The organism is Clostridium magnum DSM 2767, from assembly GCF_001623875.1.
Classification (GTDB): domain Bacteria; phylum Bacillota; class Clostridia; order Clostridiales; family Clostridiaceae; genus Clostridium_AM; species Clostridium_AM magnum.
Genome location: NZ_LWAE01000001.1, coordinates 616578 through 629350, shown reverse-complemented (window position 1 = coordinate 629350; position 12773 = coordinate 616578). Strand labels below are relative to the sequence as shown.

Genomic DNA, 12773 nt, shown 5'->3' with positions numbered 1-12773 from the left:
AGAGAGCCTTTTACAGCTCTCTTGCATTAATTGTTTAAGAATATATTCCAGGTTTCTATACGTAAAATGCCATCTGTAGGCCTTCCCCAGTTCTTTTGCATATTCGTTACCGCCTGGAAAGTTGGCTCATCATAGATTCCTGTATCTGTCCCTTTATCTAAATAACCATACCCTATAAGCTTCTGTTGAATCCACTTAACTACGCTGCTTTTATGTCTCTTAACAATAATGCTTTGTATTCCTTTTAATGCAGCAATAGTAGCAGCATCTGCAATTCCTGTTAGTGTTAATTTTGCATTATAGTCTATATTCAAATCATACTGCAATGCTTTTATAGCATCACTGATCTTTACTGTGGAAGTAGTTGACGTTACTGTATTTGACACAGTCTGTCCAGTTAAACCTTTCACTATTGCATCGGCTATAGCTTCAGCATTATATATATTCATATCATGCTGAGAATCTACAAAGCAACACTCAACCAACATAGCTGGCATATTGGTATGTTTGATAACCGCTAATCCCTTACCATCTTTAATCCCCCTATTTTTATAACCTAAAGCACAAATAGCATTTAAAACTGCAACTGCCTCTGGTATTTCTTTTGATCCATAAGTATAAATCTCGGTCCCAAATCCTCCTATAGTAGCGTTAAAGTGTATAGATATAAATATTCCTGCACCACTATTATTAGCTGTATCATATCTATAGTATAGAGAAGCATCTATATTAGTAGCTTTATCACAACTACAGTTTACAACTTTATATCCTAAGGCCCTTAGTTTAGCTATTACCCTCTCACCAACTTCTCTAGTTAGTAAGCTTTCCTCCTTAATTGCACTAGTACCGTAATCTGGTCCTGAAAGTGTATGTCCCATATCCATTGCAATAATAGTGTTTAAACTTAACATTTTTACTCCTCCTCTTTCTTGAGTTCTTTTTTATTACCTTCTTTTAGTTGGACTAATATTTCCTTTAATTTTTCTGGTATTGGAACCCCTAATTTAGCTGCATTTTCTAAAATGCTTATACCTTCCATAGACGCATAAAAATAAATAACTAATGTTCTAAACATCCACCCTTGACCAAGCAATCTGTCTATAAGTACAGCTAATATTAGGATTATGAGCATAGTAAATTTCTTTTTCAAGCCTAGATAACCCTTATTAGAACTCAACTGTTTATCTTTTGTACCACACATAAGTCCCATAATATAGTCTAAGACCATACACGTTAGTAAAACTTTTAAACCAATTTCCCAAGATCCAAATAGCCAGGTAAATAATGTTCCCATTCCAGCTCCTGCTGCACCGATGGCTCCTGTTTTACCTGTGAAGTATTCATTAAGATAGTCTAAAAAATGTTCCATTACATACCTCCTGTTTTCACAAAAATAAAAGAGTCTGGCCATATCCAAACTCTAAAAATACTTATATTTAATATTTACGATTTATTCATCTAAGTTTTCCTATACGACATAATCAATACCAGTAATTGTTTTATATTCTTCTGTTGTTATTTTTCCATCAACCACTAATGTTTTTAAAAACAAAGTATCGCCAGTTATTGTAAAATACTCTTGTGGGGTTAATCTATTCAAACTAACCCACGTTTGTAATTGTGTCTCCGTTGCCCAATGGTTATCATATGCTTTTTTACACCAATCAAAATTACTCATACTTTAAATTACCCCTTTCATCATTAATTGAGTTTGTAAATCAAATAATTGGCTTCCCAAACTATTTTTATCTTGCTCAATTTGCATTGATTGAACTTGCGTTTCAAATAATTGCGTTTGCGTTTCAAACAGTTGTGTTCCTAAATAGTTAATAGTTTCTTGTGCTAACTCTAAATCTGTTTTTGGTGGAGGTAGTGGGGTTTTATCATGTTTTTCCACTACACTCTCAACTAATTCTAAATCAACGTCGTCGGGAAACTGTATTTGCGCTACGTCTTCCCCTACTTCAAAAGTTGTAAAACTCCCTGCTAGCAAGCCCGCTGCTATTAGTTCGTCTTGTAGTTTACATACGTTAACTTTCTCGTATTGTTTCTCTATCATACTTAGTCACCTTCTTTCATTTCTACATAATCGCCCACTCTGCATAAGGTTACATTAGCAAAGGCTAAAGGCTGGGAAGACCCCGAATTTTGCCATACTCTCACGCCCACTTTGTCCCCTGCTGCCAACCCTATTACACTTACAATAAAGTGCTCTGTGTAACTGTCGGGCGCTGAAACAATGGAACAATCGTAACCAGCGCCGTTTATTAGTATCCATGCTTTTCTGTTCGCACTGATAGCATTTGGTCCCCATGTTGCTCTAATTACAGCTACATATACCCCATAAGTGTTAACTGTAACATTAGCGCTATCTATGTTTATATCAGTAGCATTAGGTATAACTATACTACTTGTAAAATTACGAGAAGCCACTACATATGTGTGATTTAACCTTCTACTAGCGCTTAACCCCTTCATAACTTCGTCTATGTTAGCTTTTAAACTGCCTGCAATTTGATAAGTTATAGACGCAGGGCGTACCCAACTTTTCGAACTGCTTTCTATAACTAAATCCCCGGTAGGGAAAGTTACTAAATTAGGTTGGTTTATCTCTAGTATTACTGGTGTAGCTAATTGATAGTATAGGCGGTAAGGTATATAACCATTACCACATAGCGCAGTCGGGCACGTAGTTAAACTGTAGTCTACACCACTAACACTTGGTGACGCTTGATTTATCTTAGCCCACGCTTTAGTACCAGTGCCGTTATACGGTGTCATTGAACCGCCACTTTCTAACTGATACATTTTATAACCGTTAAAATACGCCCTCAATTCGTCAACGGATGGCGTGTATGCGTCTGCCCAGCCTGAATCAGCTGACGGAATGGTAATAAACAATTGATTAGGGAAGGACGCGTCTAAATTAGAGAACAACATATAACTGTCGGCGGTAGTACCGCTGCCATTTACAGGTAAGACTTTGCTGTTATGCTTATATAACACAGATGTTGAAGTACCGTATATATTACTTAATGAAACTACTACTCTTTTAAAGCCAGTGCCATGTGCAAATAAAGACCAACTTAAAGCACCATCTAGTGCAGCTTTTTCTATTCGCTTTATCCACTTACCCTCTGTTATTTCATCTGTTGTTCCGCTAGGTACACTTCTTAAAGGGTATGGAATTTTCATATAAGCTTCTTTACAAGGCTCATAGGCTGTAGCCACACTTCCTTCCTCCAGTTGTATCTGATAGTCTTCTGCATACATTCTAGTTGTATCGTCTATCGTAAACTGTATTGCTATATATCTTGTGTTAGACCCTGTGGTATATGTGAAACTGCTAACTGCTGACGCACTCCACGACACAGCTGTGGTTAATAAGTTGCGGTTACAATCAAATTCGTGTACAGCGTATTTCAACGGGCTACTTAAGCTTACGGCGTAGGTAGTGCCAGGTTTCGCTGTTATAACACCATCACGGTGTGTTAAGCTTTTTACGTAAGCTACAAAATTACCGCTAGTTCCGTAGCTCCCCTGCACTAAGTTAAGTTTATTTTTTCCGCGTGTCTTGATTACAGTGAAGCTTTCTCCTACAGAATAATCACCATTCACGTAAGGACTTGGCACGAAGTTAGCGTCTGCGTATTGTGTAGCTGTTATTTCTTCTAACATTATTCCGTCTACGTAAGCGTATTGACCGCTGGCTGTACTTGTTAACATAACCATTAAGAATTGAATATTTTCGCTTCCTGCAAATTTGTACATCACTTTGTTAAACTTGGTAGCATCTGTTATAGTGGTGCCTGCTAATGAAGTATAGTTGGAACCATTATACTTCATTAAGTAAACATTGGTTGCATTCCCATTTTTTAAATAAGCTGATACGCAATAATACTTGGAAGCATCCAGACTCTTGCTCACTATATTTAGGTAGACACCGCAAGACCCTATTGTCTGTGAGGTTATCTTTATACTGTTAGATCCTATAACTTTATTACTGGAATCAAGACTTGGTGTTCCGTTACTTTGCGACCACCTGCCTACATCTTCACAATCCCCATCTGTACCTAGTAAATTAACTACAGTTAATCCTTCAATCTTTGTAATTTTCATCTGTTTACAAAATTCTGTTATTATAGAATTTATCTGATTTGTTGTTGTAACAGTATTTTGATATAAAGGGGTTATAATATCAGCTTCATGCGACGAAATCTTTTCATCGATAGTATCCATATTATCATTAAAATCTTGTACATCAGCTGGATCAGTGTAGTCCGGTTTCTTTAGTTGTAAGTTAGTTGTATACTTCATTACATAACCTCCACATAAATTTTTGCTTTTAATATTTCAGGGCCAATCCTATAGGTAAATTCACAATAAAATTTGCCCACTTCATTAGCAGCAAATAGAGTTAAGATTTTATGTTCTTCAATTGTTGGTATTCCATTTTCAACTATTTCTCCATTAATTTTTATGATTGAAAAGTCAGCTGCTTCAATTATAAAATCTTGATTCAGCTGACTTACTACTTCTATTCCTATTTTTCTAACTTCTCCTTTTTTAAAATACATTACACCAGCTCCTTGTATAAAAATTCTGGTTGGAGCTCTTTATATCCAAACTCTTCATTATTTGTTTCATGTATAAATTCACTATCTAAAACTTTAAATGTAAGCTTATCAAAATCTATTAATACAGCCATATCACACATATTTGATTGATTACCAGCATCATCTATAGCATGAAGTTCAAGTAAATAAATGCCGCTCATTCTCTTAGGAATTTCAGCTTTGAATTGATTTGGAGGATAAAAGTCAAATCTGACTTCTATCCCGTTTATATATCCTACAAGCTTCATATTAATCCGTCACTGTAACTGATATAGTAATAGTTGATCCAGTGTTAACAGGGTTTGGCGTTACTGTAACTGTCGATATAGTTGGTGGTGTTGTGTCAAGTGTTACTGTTCTTGTTACTTCGCTATATAATCCAGAACCATCTGTTGATCGTACTATGATTGTATTTGTACCTTGAGCTAATGTAATTGCTTTGCTAAAGCTTCCACTTGATAAATTAACAACTCCTTGATCTGTGCCATTAAGTTTGATTGTTACGGTAACTGGAGAAGATGTTGTATCATTGGTTGTTCCAGATACAGTTAAGCTAGGATTATTAGTTATAAGTCCATTTGTAGGGTTACTTACATTTAATGCTGGCGGAACAGTATCAACTGTGAAGCTTGTACTTACAGTAGTTGCCTGGTTTCCATCATTGTCTTGAATATCTATTGTTATACTATGGGAACCGTCAACTAAAGCACTTTGAACAACATAAGAACAGTCATATCCTCCAGCAACGCTAGTACAAGTCATTCCAGCAGATGTATTCCCAATTGCTGAACCACCATCAATTTTAAGTGCTAGAGAACTAATTTTTATTCCAGAATCAGCATCCCTTAGTTGGAATGTAATAGTAGGGGTTGAGCTTACAACTCTTGCCCCACTTGAAGGAGCTGTTATAGTTATTGTAGGTTTAACTGTCTCATTTACATCTAGTTTTAAACTGCTGCCTAATGTAGCATCAGTGTCATTTTTTGTTGTGATATTACCAGCTTGATCTGTTGCTGTTACTGTTACCGGATAATAATGTCCTGCGTTTACATTATACGAGGTAGTGCTAGGAGCTGTTATTGTTCCTTCCCACTTACCACTTGTGCTATTATAAGTTAAATTATATGTTTGTCCATTTATTAAAACTTGAACTGTTTGAACTGCCATAAAGTACCTCCTAAAAATATTTTAATTTTACTTGTTGCCAAGTTGTATTTTTAATAGTTCCCCATGTTGTGCCTTTAGCATCACTCCATAAGGCTATTTGTTCTACTATAGTTACAGAAATCAAAAAAGCTTCATTAACTTTAACTGGATTTTTGCTGTACTCTACATTACTAATTATTAACATTTATGTTCACCTACTACTTACCAATGAGCTTACCCCATGTATAAGGCTTTTTTAAGTCATCTATTTTAGCATCAGTATTGGCTTTATCAGAATCTATTTTATCCCAGTTATCATTTAGCATTTGTTTTATATTAAACGTTGAATTACCATCTACAGAAGGATCTGCTTTGTATAAATTTAAGTTGGGAGTATTACTGGCCAATCAACTCACCTCCTGCAAATTCATTTAGTTTTCTTTGCTCCAACTCCGATAAAGTCATTGTATTATCTATCTCTTTAATTAATAGATATCTGTATGAATATACCAAAGCTAAATGTGCTGGTTTTACATCTTCTAATGCTTTTTCCAAGCCCTCTAAATCTTTTGGTACTCCAAATTCTCCTACAAATGTGACTTTTATTTTTCCATTAACAAAAGAAACAGTTACATCTCCATTTCTCCATGAATTTGCTACTGCTTGTAATAAATATATATCTGCTTTACCATTACTTTTCCACCTAGCTTCAAGTTGACTTCTTCTATCTTCAATTGCTGCATTACTATCTGTTTTAAACTGAAGCATATTTTCTACTACTGGAATAGCCCATGTCATAGTATCAAACCAATATTGATTTTCTAAATCTTCAATTGCTGCATTAATTTTATCTAATGTTATGCCTGCACTATTGAACAATTCATTTATCCAAGGATCTTCTCTATATAATTTGTGTAGATTCTTAATTAAGGTATCTTTTGTCATGGTAATAACACCACCTGTGTCAATACTGGAACTTCGCATAAAGTTGCGCTTAACGATAGATGAATATTTGTGTTACTATCGTTTATAGTAAAAGTACTGTTATCATAGTCAGCTATGCCATCAGAAGTTATTATCAAATTACCTATTTTTGCATAAGAAACATAGTTGTTATCTTCATCTAAGGCGATTCCCTTGAAATATAGAAGAACATTATTTGTTATATTAGCTATAATCTCATCATCTGTATAATTAGCATTCGCTTTTGTTACTTTAACTTTTATGACAATGTTCTTAGCTGTAGCACTTTCTACTGTACAATATGCTCCAATTGGAGCTTCTCCGCTTCCATCCCCTTTAGGTATATTACTTTCATTTAATGGATCAATATGTGCTTGTGTTCTACTAACTAAATCAGAATTTGCAGGAAGCTTATTGTCATCCACTATAACTGCTTTGACAGTGTTATCTCCATTCCATGTAGGAAAGATAATTGCACCTCCAACACCTGTAACTTCCTTAGCCCAAGCCAAATAATGATACTTGTTAGCACTAGTAGGAGGTTTTCTCAATGCTTCATAGTACCTTTGTCTTAGAGAATCATCAGTTTCAGCATCATATCCATCATATGTTGCAGCTGTATTTGTTACACTTGTTATTCCTGCTAATGTAACTGGCATCTGTGTTATAGTATTTGCCGGAACATTACTACTAAATCCTATAGTAACCGCTCGTATATTAATTGAACCAGTACCAGTTATATTTTTAGTTTCTAGAGATATAAACTGTACTCCTGAAGCTGTTTCAAATAAATCATTTATATTTATAGTACCAGTGCCATTTACAGTTAATACACCTATAGATGCATTTCCAGGCTTTCTAGTTATTCCTTTACGCTGCTTAGTATATCTTTCAAGTTCATCGCCGGTTAGGTTATCTACATTTATCTTGTCAAATATTAATTTTAATGCTGCATATATGGATGCCTCTTCTATGGCAAAAGACTTTACAATATCTGCTGTTGGATTTCCAACTGACTTTTCATAACTATCATCTATGCTATCCAGCATTTCTTTATTTATATTTTCTACAGTTTTATCTTCGAACATCTATATCACCACACTTTGATATAATAATTCTTTATTTACTAATTCAACATCCATAGCAACTGTAAAAGTTCTTTTTTCTTGAGTTATAACTATATTTCTTACATCCTTTATATTTTCATTTTTAATAAGAGCCTCTCTTATTTCTCTCTGCATTTCGGAATATGTATAAGAATTTAATCTACTACCAAGTAGATCTTCTATCTTGCATCCGAACTCTGTATCCTCATACACTTTATATTTTTTTACCAAAGTGTTAAGACATAATCTTATCCATTGCTCCAAAGCTTGTAGACCAGTTATTTCTATCATATTTCCATCTTTAATTACAAATTTATTTTCAGTAAAATCAAATAAAAAACTCCTACCTATTTTTAGTGTAGAAGTTTGATTTTCTGTATTAATTTGCTCTTCTAAATCTGGTATTAAAGGTATAGTGTCCATAGTAACCTACACCACCTTATCTATTAAATAAAATCTTTTTCCACTTTCAGAGGCAATAAGTAGCACTTTATCACCTTTTTTTATACCTTCATGTGTAACAATACCTGTGTAGGTTTCACTAGTAATATTTATAGTTACTGGCATAGTGTATTCCGTTGCACTCTTACAAACTGTTATATGAGTTTCATTTAATAATACGTTCCCTCCAAATGTACTTATTTCTAATGGATCAACACTTACTACATCGCCAGTTATAGCACCTATTTTTTCTACATTATTTCTTTCATTAAAAGCTTTCGCAAATCCTATGCTATAATCCATATTATCACCTACCAAGTAATTGTTATATTAATTTTGTGATTATTATTATTTAATGTATGAGAACAAGATTTAATCCTGAAAACTCCATCTAGTCCATACTTTTTTATGGTTAACGGAAGTTTTCTATTACACCTTATTAGTTCTGCATCTTCTAATCCTAAAACATTAAATGTTGCTTCTCTTTCAGTCCCTCCATTTTTGTTGAGTAAGTTCTGTCCTATATTTCTAGCTTGACTTTCATCTTTTTCGTCTAATTCTATAACATCCGTAAATGCTCCATAGGTTTTAATTCCGTTAGTATATTCCAATGTATCTAATATCTTATAATCATCATCTTTATTGGTCATCATAATAATTCTATTTTTCATATTCTCCATACTTCTAGTTATAGAAAAGTCTGAACCTAATTTATATTTAGATGTTAATACTGGTATATCTTCAAAGGCATTTACATATAGATGCTTATTTCTCATTTCCCTTATAAATTCAACACCAAGTTCTTTACTTGCCATATCAAGCATATCATCAACCATTTCAATCAATGTTTTTGCTTTGTATATCTTGTCAACTTTAGATACAAAGGCCACCACATCATGCTCTAGGCCCCAATATTCGCATAGATGGTTTATAGCTAAATGAGTATTAATATTATTAAACTGTATTACACTCATTTTATTTTTAGTGTAATATAGTCCGTAATCCAAGCAATTATAACTAGCACTGGTCTTCTTATTATTCTTTTTTATAATCATTCCTCTCCAAACAGGTCTACTGTCTTTAAACAAAGAAATATGCATACTCTCTGGTAAATCATATAAACTATCAAAATTTAAATCTGAAACAAATGTATCCTTATCAAAGCTCCATGTAACATTATTACATTTCGGCAGTATATCAACCCATTTGTCTTTATGTAATCCATATAAATACCACATTAAGTTATCTCCCTGTATTCTTTGAAATCTACTTTATACTGTACATCTCCCAATCTATCCTCATACCAACTTAAACTTTCCACTGTAACTAACATATTTGTAATTTCAACTGGTAATTTCAAATTAGGGTTTCTATTAGCTACATACCGAATTGGGTTCTTTTCTAACATTGCATTATGCATTAAATTAATTAAATCATATGGATTTATTTTACTCTTAGCAAAAGAATATTCTTTATCCATACCTGGAAGCCAACACTCTAAGCTAAATTTAATAGCATCTACATTACCAATAAGTGTATAAACTCCATCTTCCCATGTTTCAAATTCCTCATTCTTAGCTGCTCTTGAGAACTCTGGAAACCTCTCTGGGAGAATAGGTAATTGAAATACTTTTGTTCTATCTTTATCACTTATAAAAATATCAGCTATTTTAATCACCTCCAGAAAAAACAGAGGTAATTTTTTACCTCTGCATTGCTAAACTAACTTTATTGTAAATATGATTTCCAACCTCATCAGCAAACTCTTCATTTCCTATCACATTGCCCTGTATAGTCACATATATATATACTCCTTTATTATTACTATCAAGTATATCTTTTGTTTGACTAGCTGTATGAACTTTTGAACCTTTAGGCATTTCTACTAATTCCCTACCATATTCACCAACCATAGTTAAACCACCTGGAGAATATGAAGTACCAGTAGCATTTTTACCTATACGCTCTGCTTGTCTTTCTCCAATGGTTCGGTTATCATCTATCCTTGTCTGTGTAAATGTTACTGATTTATTTTCTGCTTTAGTTCCATTCCATGTTTTTAGCCAATTCCATGCTTTCTCTACCCATGCACATATATCTTTCCAATGAGTAACAACTTCTGCTATTGCCAATGCTAATAATCCAAGCAAGGTAATTACTGTTCCTATTGGGTTACTTTTCATTGCTAAATTTAATAGATCCTGTGCAATTGCTGCTGCACCCACACCCATCGTATAACCATCCCAGATGATAGTCGCAACGGTTATTAATCCTGATAAACTTTCTACTATCATAGCGCCTTTAACTGCCAATTCAAAAGCAACAAAAGCACCGATTGCAGTATAAACAGCTGGTCCTATTTCCTCCCAATGATTTGTTACAAAGCTCACAACTGCAGTTGCTCCGTCTAACACATCTTTTAAAATCCATTTCAATGTATCTAGATTACCTGTTGCTACATCTGTTTTTATATTATTAATAAAAGTTGAAAGTCCTGTAGCATCTCCAAACTTTACAATCCATGACCATAAGTTTTGAAAACTAGGCGTTATGTAATTTATAACACTAAATACAGAATCTTTAACCTTAAGTATTTTTTGATCTAATCCACCAGCATTTACAGCCAGCAATACCTTGTTTAAAGATGGAAGAAATATGCTTGCAATAGATGCTCCTGCCTGCTCTGCACTTGTTTTTGCTATTCTTAATTGGTTAGCAAAGCTTTGGGAAGTTCTATTAAAGTCTCCTTGTGCATCTTTACTGGCCTTCATGAGATACATATATCTAGCCATTGTTTGCTCGCCTTGTGTCATCTTGTCCCATTTCTTGCCTAATGTCTTTACATATTCGCTTGTTTCTAAATTTGCTACAGACATATTGATACCTAAAGCCTTTAAAGGCTCTGTTTCTCCAGATATTCCGCTTTTGATTTTTTCAAAGGCTTCTTCCGGTCTCAAATTATAGAATGAAGCAAAATCCCCAGCAAGCCCTGTCATGTTCTCAGACATTTCTACAAGTTTATCAGAACTTATACCGCTAGACTTCATTAATGCACCTAACGTACCATTAAATTGTTTAGCTTGCAAAGTAGATAGTCCATACGCATTTAAAGCTTTATCTGACCACTGATCTATTACTTTGCTGCTGTTTCCAAATGTAACATCAACTACGTTCTGGACTTCATTTAAATCTGATGCTAACATTATACTCTTTCTTCCTGCTTCCTCTATTGCATAGCCTATCCCTAATCCCGCAAGTGTACTAGTAATATGATTTCCAGCCTTAGAAACAGCTCCACTCATTCCACTAATAGCTGCTTGTGACTTTTTAGTTTGATCCTGAAATTTTCTAACATTATCTGTGGTCTTACTAAGAACATTGCTAAAATTATCCTTCAGGTTAAGTATGGTACTAATAACTTTTCCCATATTCTCACCTCTTTTCGCCAAATAGAGCACTTACTAATAGTTTAATTCTTTTCACATCTTTCTTTACTTCAAGTTCAAATTCAAACTCCATACTTTCAATATAAAATTGTTTTTCTGTAGGTGTTAAATTTATAAGATACTCCAATTTAAATCCTTTTTGGAGGTAGTAGGAAACCCAATAAAATTCCCCTCCAGTATCTCCTCTACCTCTTACAAGTTTTTTATTGTTTCACCTATATCTCCATTAGCAAAAGCCTTGTAAATGTCTGTAGCTAGTTCTAAGACTTCCTTTTGGTCAAATATTTTCTCTACAACATCCCAAGGCTCATCTGGTTTTAATTCTTCCTGCAACTCTTTTTCTTTTAAATAATTACAACAGCTATAAACTAAACTTTTACTAGCTTTGTACATTTTCTTCATGTCTTGATCCACTATTTCTTTATTAGCATTTACAGTAACACTATTAGCCATTTCATTAGAATAATCTAATAGTTCATCATCACTAGGTCTTGTAAATGTTAATGAACAACCTAAACTAGAAACTTCTAAATCTAGTATTTTTACCTTACTTTCCTGTTTTTGCTTAACTTTATTTAAAAAGTCCTGAAATGTTACTTTACTCATACAAATTCCTCCTAATCATCTATTTTATCGCCTAAATCAGCTTCTACGAATGTAAATGGCAATTCTTGTTGTATCAACTTACTACTTTCCATATCAAATAGCGTAAGTTCATTAAATATTACTCCACTAACTTCCCATCTTTCAGCTTTTCCATCAACACGACCTTGTTTAGCTATTATTTTTATATCTGGAAAATTACCAGTTTTAAATCCTTCAAAAACTAATTCTGAGGCTTTTGAATTAGTTTTATTTAGTGTGAGTGACCCTTCCCCTTCATAACCTTGATAACGCTGATATGTTTTCGGATCACCTACGAAATTTACCTTTTCAAAGTTAGCTTTAACCTTAGCTGTTGCCTTGGCTATATCACTCCATAATTCGTTATTTACCCAAATACTGCATTCATTCGCACTTAGTACTTTGTTGCCTTTATTTGCAGCTGTCATATA

At 33.8% G+C, this 12773-nt stretch carries 20 protein-coding genes; all 20 read right to left on the bottom strand.

The features are described from left to right. Positions 1 to 26: 26 nt before the first annotated feature. The 20 genes from CLMAG_RS33410 to CLMAG_RS02955 all read right to left on the bottom strand — a co-directional run bounded on the left by CLMAG_RS33410 (position 27) and on the right by CLMAG_RS02955 (position 12770). Complete coding sequence (locus CLMAG_RS33410) at positions 27 to 911, bottom strand: N-acetylmuramoyl-L-alanine amidase (RefSeq protein ID WP_066617771.1); 885 nt, start codon at positions 909 to 911, stop codon at positions 27 to 29. A 2-nt stretch (positions 912 to 913) separates the two neighbouring features. Next, complete coding sequence (locus tag CLMAG_RS03035) at positions 914 to 1369, bottom strand: phage holin family protein (protein WP_082831771.1); 456 nt, start codon at positions 1367 to 1369, stop codon at positions 914 to 916. A gap of 99 nt (positions 1370 to 1468) precedes the next feature. Then, the gene (locus CLMAG_RS03030) at positions 1469 to 1678 is read right to left on the bottom strand and encodes an XkdX family protein (RefSeq protein WP_066617767.1); all 210 of its coding nucleotides are present in this window, start codon (positions 1676 to 1678) and stop codon (positions 1469 to 1471) included. A 3-nt stretch (positions 1679 to 1681) separates the two neighbouring features. Further along, the gene (locus CLMAG_RS03025; protein ID WP_066617764.1) at positions 1682 to 2059 is read right to left on the bottom strand and encodes a hypothetical protein; all 378 of its coding nucleotides are present in this window, start codon (positions 2057 to 2059) and stop codon (positions 1682 to 1684) included. A 2-nt stretch (positions 2060 to 2061) separates the two neighbouring features. Next, positions 2062 to 4317: a hypothetical protein gene (locus CLMAG_RS03020; RefSeq protein ID WP_066617762.1), complete on the bottom strand. Its 2256-nt coding sequence runs from the start codon at positions 4315 to 4317 to the stop codon at positions 2062 to 2064. Next, positions 4317 to 4577, bottom strand: coding sequence for a hypothetical protein (locus CLMAG_RS03015; RefSeq protein ID WP_066617753.1), 261 nt, complete (start codon positions 4575 to 4577; stop codon positions 4317 to 4319). Before CLMAG_RS03015 ends, CLMAG_RS03020 begins: the two co-directional genes overlap by 1 nt. Then, on the bottom strand, positions 4577 to 4864 hold the full coding sequence (locus CLMAG_RS03010; RefSeq protein ID WP_066617751.1) for an Ig-like domain-containing protein: 288 nt from the start codon (positions 4862 to 4864) through the stop codon (positions 4577 to 4579). Before CLMAG_RS03010 ends, CLMAG_RS03015 begins: the two co-directional genes overlap by 1 nt. 1 nt (position 4865) lies before the next feature. Next, entirely contained in the window at positions 4866 to 5783 is a 918-nt protein-coding gene (locus CLMAG_RS03005) for an Ig-like domain-containing protein (protein ID WP_066617747.1), read from the bottom strand. Between the two features lie 10 nt (positions 5784 to 5793). Then, a complete protein-coding gene (locus CLMAG_RS32210) occupies positions 5794 to 5967 on the bottom strand; it encodes a hypothetical protein (protein WP_161486917.1) in 174 nt (57 codons plus the stop codon). Between the two features lie 13 nt (positions 5968 to 5980). After that, positions 5981 to 6169, bottom strand: coding sequence for a hypothetical protein (locus tag CLMAG_RS03000; RefSeq protein ID WP_066617744.1), 189 nt, complete (start codon positions 6167 to 6169; stop codon positions 5981 to 5983). Then, positions 6159 to 6707, bottom strand: a complete 549-nt coding sequence (locus CLMAG_RS02995; RefSeq protein WP_066617741.1) for a putative phage tail protein — start codon at positions 6705 to 6707, stop codon at positions 6159 to 6161. The genes CLMAG_RS03000 and CLMAG_RS02995 overlap by 11 nt, the downstream gene beginning before the upstream one ends. Beyond that, positions 6704 to 7813, bottom strand: a complete 1110-nt coding sequence (locus CLMAG_RS02990) for a baseplate J/gp47 family protein (RefSeq protein WP_066617739.1) — start codon at positions 7811 to 7813, stop codon at positions 6704 to 6706. The genes CLMAG_RS02995 and CLMAG_RS02990 overlap by 4 nt, the downstream gene beginning before the upstream one ends. Further along, the gene (locus CLMAG_RS02985; protein WP_082831769.1) at positions 7814 to 8254 is read right to left on the bottom strand and encodes a DUF2634 domain-containing protein; all 441 of its coding nucleotides are present in this window, start codon (positions 8252 to 8254) and stop codon (positions 7814 to 7816) included. Between the two features lie 6 nt (positions 8255 to 8260). Beyond that, complete coding sequence (locus CLMAG_RS02980) at positions 8261 to 8575, bottom strand: DUF2577 family protein (protein ID WP_066617737.1); 315 nt, start codon at positions 8573 to 8575, stop codon at positions 8261 to 8263. An 8-nt stretch (positions 8576 to 8583) separates the two neighbouring features. Then, complete coding sequence (locus tag CLMAG_RS02975; protein WP_066617734.1) at positions 8584 to 9510, bottom strand: XkdQ/YqbQ family protein; 927 nt, start codon at positions 9508 to 9510, stop codon at positions 8584 to 8586. Then, positions 9510 to 9950: a hypothetical protein gene (locus CLMAG_RS02970; protein WP_242872915.1), complete on the bottom strand. Its 441-nt coding sequence runs from the start codon at positions 9948 to 9950 to the stop codon at positions 9510 to 9512. Before CLMAG_RS02970 ends, CLMAG_RS02975 begins: the two co-directional genes overlap by 1 nt. A 25-nt stretch (positions 9951 to 9975) precedes the next feature. Beyond that, positions 9976 to 11700 carry a phage tail tape measure protein gene (locus CLMAG_RS02965; RefSeq protein ID WP_066617731.1) on the bottom strand — a complete coding sequence of 575 codons (1725 nt, stop codon included), beginning with the start codon at positions 11698 to 11700 and terminating at the stop codon, positions 9976 to 9978. Between the two features lie 4 nt (positions 11701 to 11704). Further along, positions 11705 to 11845: a hypothetical protein gene (locus CLMAG_RS32895; RefSeq protein WP_169809785.1), complete on the bottom strand. Its 141-nt coding sequence runs from the start codon at positions 11843 to 11845 to the stop codon at positions 11705 to 11707. Positions 11846 to 11910: 65 nt separating this feature from the next. Then, positions 11911 to 12324, bottom strand: a complete 414-nt coding sequence (locus tag CLMAG_RS02960) for a hypothetical protein (RefSeq protein ID WP_066617729.1) — start codon at positions 12322 to 12324, stop codon at positions 11911 to 11913. 11 nt (positions 12325 to 12335) lie between these two features. Next, positions 12336 to 12770: a phage tail tube protein gene (locus tag CLMAG_RS02955; protein WP_066617726.1), complete on the bottom strand. Its 435-nt coding sequence runs from the start codon at positions 12768 to 12770 to the stop codon at positions 12336 to 12338. Between the last annotated feature and the right edge of the window lie 3 nt (positions 12771 to 12773).

Bases quoted from the DNA above. Each gene is read 5' to 3' on its own strand.
- CLMAG_RS33410 (WP_066617771.1), bottom strand. From the start codon at position 911: ATGTTAAGTTTAAACACTATTATTGCAATGGATATGGGACATACACTT.
- CLMAG_RS03035 (WP_082831771.1), bottom strand. From the start codon at position 1,369: ATGGAACATTTTTTAGACTATCTTAATGAATACTTCACAGGTAAAACA.
- CLMAG_RS03030 (WP_066617767.1), bottom strand. From the start codon at position 1,678: ATGAGTAATTTTGATTGGTGTAAAAAAGCATATGATAACCATTGGGCA.
- CLMAG_RS03025 (WP_066617764.1), bottom strand. From the start codon at position 2,059: ATGATAGAGAAACAATACGAGAAAGTTAACGTATGTAAACTACAAGAC.
- CLMAG_RS03020 (WP_066617762.1), bottom strand. From the start codon at position 4,317: ATGAAGTATACAACTAACTTACAACTAAAGAAACCGGACTACACTGAT.
- CLMAG_RS03015 (WP_066617753.1), bottom strand. From the start codon at position 4,577: ATGTATTTTAAAAAAGGAGAAGTTAGAAAAATAGGAATAGAAGTAGTA.
- CLMAG_RS03010 (WP_066617751.1), bottom strand. From the start codon at position 4,864: ATGAAGCTTGTAGGATATATAAACGGGATAGAAGTCAGATTTGACTTT.
- CLMAG_RS03005 (WP_066617747.1), bottom strand. From the start codon at position 5,783: ATGGCAGTTCAAACAGTTCAAGTTTTAATAAATGGACAAACATATAAT.
- CLMAG_RS32210 (WP_161486917.1), bottom strand. From the start codon at position 5,967: ATGTTAATAATTAGTAATGTAGAGTACAGCAAAAATCCAGTTAAAGTT.
- CLMAG_RS02995 (WP_066617741.1), bottom strand. From the start codon at position 6,707: ATGACAAAAGATACCTTAATTAAGAATCTACACAAATTATATAGAGAA.
- CLMAG_RS02990 (WP_066617739.1), bottom strand. From the start codon at position 7,813: ATGTTCGAAGATAAAACTGTAGAAAATATAAATAAAGAAATGCTGGAT.
- CLMAG_RS02985 (WP_082831769.1), bottom strand. From the start codon at position 8,254: ATGGACACTATACCTTTAATACCAGATTTAGAAGAGCAAATTAATACA.
- CLMAG_RS02980 (WP_066617737.1), bottom strand. From the start codon at position 8,575: ATGGATTATAGCATAGGATTTGCGAAAGCTTTTAATGAAAGAAATAAT.
- CLMAG_RS02975 (WP_066617734.1), bottom strand. From the start codon at position 9,510: ATGTGGTATTTATATGGATTACATAAAGACAAATGGGTTGATATACTG.
- CLMAG_RS02965 (WP_066617731.1), bottom strand. From the start codon at position 11,700: ATGGGAAAAGTTATTAGTACCATACTTAACCTGAAGGATAATTTTAGC.
- CLMAG_RS02960 (WP_066617729.1), bottom strand. From the start codon at position 12,324: ATGAGTAAAGTAACATTTCAGGACTTTTTAAATAAAGTTAAGCAAAAA.
- CLMAG_RS02955 (WP_066617726.1), bottom strand. From the start codon at position 12,770: ATGACAGCTGCAAATAAAGGCAACAAAGTACTAAGTGCGAATGAATGC.